Origin of the sequence: Streptomyces sp. NPDC002265, from assembly GCF_040296125.1 — a bacterium.
Classification (GTDB): Bacteria; Actinomycetota; Actinomycetes; order Streptomycetales; family Streptomycetaceae; genus Streptomyces.
On sequence record NZ_JBEOWS010000534.1, the window covers coordinates 1 to 4,489 of the forward strand.

The 4,489-nt window shown below is 70.6% G+C and carries 5 protein-coding genes; 3 read left to right on the forward strand and 2 right to left on the reverse strand.

What is annotated here, in order from left to right; genetic code table 11:
- Positions 1–154 precede the first annotated feature (154 nt).
- The 3 genes from ABT085_RS44210 to ABT085_RS44220 all read left to right on the forward strand — a co-directional run bounded on the left by ABT085_RS44210 (position 155) and on the right by ABT085_RS44220 (position 2,372).
- Positions 155–574 carry a hypothetical protein gene (locus ABT085_RS44210; protein ID WP_351622249.1) on the forward strand — a complete coding sequence of 140 codons (420 nt, stop codon included), beginning with the start codon at positions 155–157 and terminating at the stop codon, positions 572–574.
- Complete coding sequence (locus tag ABT085_RS44215; protein ID WP_351622251.1) at positions 571–963, forward strand: hypothetical protein; 393 nt, start codon at positions 571–573, stop codon at positions 961–963. Before ABT085_RS44210 ends, ABT085_RS44215 begins: the two co-directional genes overlap by 4 nt.
- 107 nt (positions 964–1,070) lie before the next feature.
- Positions 1,071–2,372 (forward strand): S53 family peptidase, encoded by a 1,302-nt coding sequence (locus ABT085_RS44220; RefSeq protein WP_502982982.1) that lies wholly within the window; start codon positions 1,071–1,073, stop codon positions 2,370–2,372.
- Positions 2,373–2,587: 215 nt separating this feature from the next.
- Here ABT085_RS44220 and ABT085_RS44225 read toward each other — a convergent pair whose 3' ends face one another.
- Complete coding sequence (locus ABT085_RS44225; RefSeq protein WP_351622257.1) at positions 2,588–3,445, reverse strand: hypothetical protein; 858 nt, start codon at positions 3,443–3,445, stop codon at positions 2,588–2,590.
- Positions 3,442–4,074 (reverse strand): RNA polymerase sigma factor, encoded by a 633-nt coding sequence (locus tag ABT085_RS44230; RefSeq protein ID WP_351622260.1) that lies wholly within the window; start codon positions 4,072–4,074, stop codon positions 3,442–3,444. Before ABT085_RS44230 ends, ABT085_RS44225 begins: the two co-directional genes overlap by 4 nt.
- Positions 4,075–4,489 lie beyond the last annotated feature (415 nt).

The following is a 4,489-nucleotide window of genomic DNA, read 5'->3' on the forward strand; positions in this document are numbered from 1 at the left end:
GTTCGGGTGACAGGTCAACCTGTCACCCGAACCTGCATCAGACCCGTTCGTAACGGGGTTGTCATGAGACGCAGTTTGCGGGGTCCGGGTGGGGGCGGGTGGGTACGGTCGCTATGCCGGTATCCGATTGGTGAGGGGGCGTGTGGTGACGGGTGTGGAGATTGCGGTCGGGTACGTGTGTGCGTGGCTGGTGGGCAAGGCCCGGCGGGTGGCGGGGCGGGCGGATGCGGAGGTCGACCGGGGACTGGATGCGGGGATGGACCGGCTGCACGACCTGGTCAGCCGCAAACTCGATCAGGACCCGGCACTGCAGCAGGCCCGGGAGGAAGCCGACTCTGGGCAGGAGCAGCTCACGGAGCGCACCCGGCGCCGGCTGACGGACTCGCTGGAGGACGCCGTCGAGCGGGACGAGCAGTTCGCGGCCGCGCTGCAGCAGCTCGTCGAACAGCTCCAGGCCAAGGACCCGACGGGGGAGGCCGTGGCGGGGGATCACATCGACTTCCGGTACGGCACGTTCCACGGGCCGGTCGTGGGCAAGGGCACCCAGCACAACCATGGTGGCCCGTCGAGGTGAGCACTGCCGAAGAGCGTGCTGCCCACGGCGACCGCGACCACATAGATTTCACGGGCAGCGAGCATCACAGTCCGGTGCTGGGCAAGGGCACGCAGAACAACTACTACGGGATGTCCCGGGTTCCGGCCGCGTTGCCACATCAGGTCGGCGTAATCCCCGCCCGGGCCAACTGCTTCCAGGACCGGGCCGAAGTGGCCCGGTTGCAGCAGGCGCTCGCTGGTGGCGGAACCGCGGTGGTCGGCCAGGTCCTGGCCGGGATGGGCGGGGTGGGCAAGACTCAGCTGGCCGCCCCCGAAGCCGCCTGCTCTGGGTCCCGGCCTCCTTCCGAACCCGGGGCGAACTGTCACGCGGATCGGTCAAGCCATGGTGGGGACACCTTTCGGCCATGACCCACCCAGGGACGGCACATGAACACCAAAGGAAATGCAAAGGAACGTTCCGGCTTTAACCTCCCTCTTGTTGACGTGCCCTCGACATTCGTACGGTCTGCGCGGCTATGGCGCGTACCCCGCGCCGAGGTCGCACCGCGCACCCCCCACAACCCTTCCCGGTTCACCCACCATGTGGAGGACGTACGTTGCGCAGAAACCTTTCCCTCGCCGCCGTGGCCGCGCTCGCCGCGGCCGCCCTCGCCCTGGCCGCCCCCATCGGCCAAGCGGCCCAGGCCACCGCCTCCCCATCCCATGGCGTCACCGTCGCCCACGCCTGCGCCGCCCCGACGCAGAAGGGCGAGATGGCCTGTAACGCCCTGCAGGTCACCGCGGGCACCCCGAAGTCGGCGCACGCCGAGAGCGATCTGACCGCGGCCGCCGCTCCCTCCGGCTACGGCCCCGCCTCGTTGCAGGCGGCGTACAACTTGCCCTCTGCCGCCGGCGGTTCGGGCCAGACGGTGGCGATCGTCGATGCCTACGACGACCCGAACGCCGAGTCCGACCTCGCCGTCTACCGTTCTCAGTACGGCCTGTCCGCCTGCACCACCGCCAACGGCTGCTTCGCGAAGGTCGACCAGAACGGTGGCACCAGCTACCCGCGCGGCGACTCCGGCTGGGCCGAGGAGATCTCCCTCGACCTCGACATGGTCAGCGCGGCCTGCCCCAACTGCAAGATCCTGCTGGTCGAGGCCAAGACGGCGACCATGACCAACCTGGGCACGGCCGTGAACACCGCGGTTCGCCTGGGCGCGAAGTTCGTCTCCAACAGCTACGGCGGCTCCGAGTCCTCCAGCGACGCGACCTATGACGCCAGCTACTTCAACCATCCGGGCGTCGCCATCACCGTCTCCTCCGGCGACAACGGCTACGGCGTGGAGTACCCGGCGGCCTCCAGGTACGTGACGGCGGTGGGCGGTACGTCTCTGAAGACCGCGTCGAACTCCCGCGGCTGGACCGACACGGTCTGGAGCGGAGCGGGCTCCGGCTGCTCCAGGTACGACGCCAAGCCCAGCTGGCAGAAGGACACCGGCTGCGCCAGTCGCACGGTGGCGGACGTGTCGGCGGTCGCCGACCCGAACACCGGTGTCGCGGTCTACGACAGTTACCGCTCGGCCACCGGCTGGATGGTCTTCGGCGGCACCAGCGCCTCCTCTCCGCTGATCGCGTCGACCTACGCACTGGGCGGCGCCCCGTCCTCCGGCTCCTACCCGGGGGCCTTCCCCTACGCTCACGCCTCGGCGCTGTACGACGTCATCAGCGGCTCCAACGGCAGCTGTGGCGGCTCCTACCTCTGCACCGGCACCGCCGGGTACGACGGTCCCTCCGGGCTCGGCGTCCCCAATGGCACCACCGCGTTCACCGGATGAACCGTCCGATGAAGTAAGGCAGTTGGATTTACCGCGCGAAGGACCACGTCCTTGTTACGGCCCTCCTGGTCCTCCGTCATGAGGTCGGAGTCGGCGACGATGCCGGCTCCGGCCTCGCGCGCGAACTCCCTCGTCGGCGAGCCGGTCGGCGGCGCGCGGGTTGTCCCCGGTGACCGACGCCAACACGGCACTGACGAGTGTGGGCGGCGGATCTTCTACTGCTTGTGCTTACCGCTGTTCTTTTCGCCGCTCTTTCCCGCCGCGTCGCCCGCACCACTGCGGTTGTTGCCGGAGGCGCCGGAGTTCCCAGCCGCGCCCTTGCCGGGATCCGCAGCGCCCACGCCAGGTCTGCCGGTGCCACCCGGCTTGCTCGGCGCGACTGTCGTGTGGGTCAGCTGATCGGCGCAGTACGCGGCGACGTTGTCCGTCCCGCCCGCGGCCGCGACAAGCCGCTGCCAGGCCGTCGCCTCGAGCGCCTTGCCGCGGTCCTTGACCTGCTCGTAGGCGCGGCAGTGGGCCTTGGTGTCCTTTGCGGTGGCCGGGCGCTTCGTCGGTCCGAGGCCTCCGGAAGGCGCCGCCGAGGCGCCCAGTCGGTGCGAGGCGACCGCCGAAGGGGGCGCGGTCCCCCGGCCGGCATCGTCTGTGTGCGAGCCGACCGAACCGATGGCCGCAACCGCCACGCCGCCCAGGGCGATGCTGGCGAACACCGCGCCGAACGTCGCTTTCACGCGTCGCCCGGCACGCCGCTCCGCGGGCGGCCGCCAGTCGTCCCGGCGTCGGGTGCGCGCCTGGTGCCCGTCCGCCTCGCGGGCGGCCCGGAAGGCGGCCAGGGCCTGCCGCTCGGCCTCGGGGTCCAGAGTGGCTTCGCGCAGGACGTCGGCCAGCGCTGTCTCCAGAGCGCCGCCGTCACGCACATTCCACGGGCCGGACTCGGTGCCGTCAGCGTGCACACGTCTACGGCCCGAAACCCCGTCGTCGTTCGGCCGCTCACCCATGTCCGCTTCCGATTCCGTCCGACACCCTCGATTCATTCCGTGTTCGTGCCGTGTCTGCCTAATGTCGTCGTCGTTCATTCCGACTGCCCCAGCGTCCGGGAAGCCTCATCCGTCACATCCCCGTCCGCCGCACCGTCGATGCCCAGCCGGAGAGCGAGGCGTTTCAGGCCCCGGTGCGCGGCGGTGCGCACCGCGCCGGGGCGCTTGCCGAGGACGCGCGCGGCGGCCGGCCCGTCCAGGCCGACGACGACCCGCAGCAGCACGGCCTCGGCCTGGTCCTGCGGCAGCTCGCGGACGAGTTCCAGGGCCCGCGCGGTGGACAGGCTCTCCAGAGCCTGGTCGTGCGTGGTGTACGGGCCGGCCAGGTCCAACACCTCCTGCTCGAACACCCCCGAGCGGGGCCGCACGCGCAGACGGCGCAGATGGTCCAGTGCCCGGTGCCGGGCGATGGTGGCCGTCCAGCCGCGGAAGCCGGCCCCGTCCCCCTTGAACCGTCCGAGGTCTCTGGCGATCTCCAGCCAGGCGTCGGACGCCACGTCCTCCGCGTCGTCGCCGACCAGTCCACGCAGATAGCCGAGCAGGTTCGGCTGCACGATCCGGTAGGCGATCGCGAAAGCCGTCTCGTCCCCGTCCTGGGCCCGCGCGACCGCCGCGCCCAATTCCCCGTCGTGCGGCTGTACGCGCCGGGGTTGCCGTGCCTGGCCCAAGACTGTCCTCGTTCGCACCGGATCCATTTCGAGTCGGTGCCGCCCATGCGCTCCAATGCATCGGCGGCCACATGGGGACCAGCGTCAGCCATCACGGAAGTGTCACAAGGCGTCAGGCGTCCTTTACATGCCTGCCGGCACCGCCAACGCGCAGCCGCCACACCCGCCTGGTCCCGGAGGGCCCGAAAGTTCATCGCCCGTTTGATTCGGTGCCGGACCTACGGAACTTGCCGGCCGGGTGACAGTTCGTGCCGGCCGTGCGCTGTGTGGATGCCGAGTCCGTGCTGAACGGATCACGGCGGCTGCCCGTCGGTGTCGACACCACTCGTTTCCCGGACCGCTTCCCGTGCTGCTCTCGACTCCCCCCGGGGCGGCATGGGGAGGGACGGAGGCGGCGGGCCCCCGCCCACTGCAC

Coding starts and splice junctions, on each gene's coding strand:
- ABT085_RS44220 (WP_502982982.1), top strand. CDS start 1,071: ATGGCGCGTACCCCGCGCCGAGGTCGCACCGCGCACCCCCCACAACCC.
- ABT085_RS44225 (WP_351622257.1), bottom strand. CDS start 3,445: ATGAACGACGACGACATTAGGCAGACACGGCACGAACACGGAATGAAT.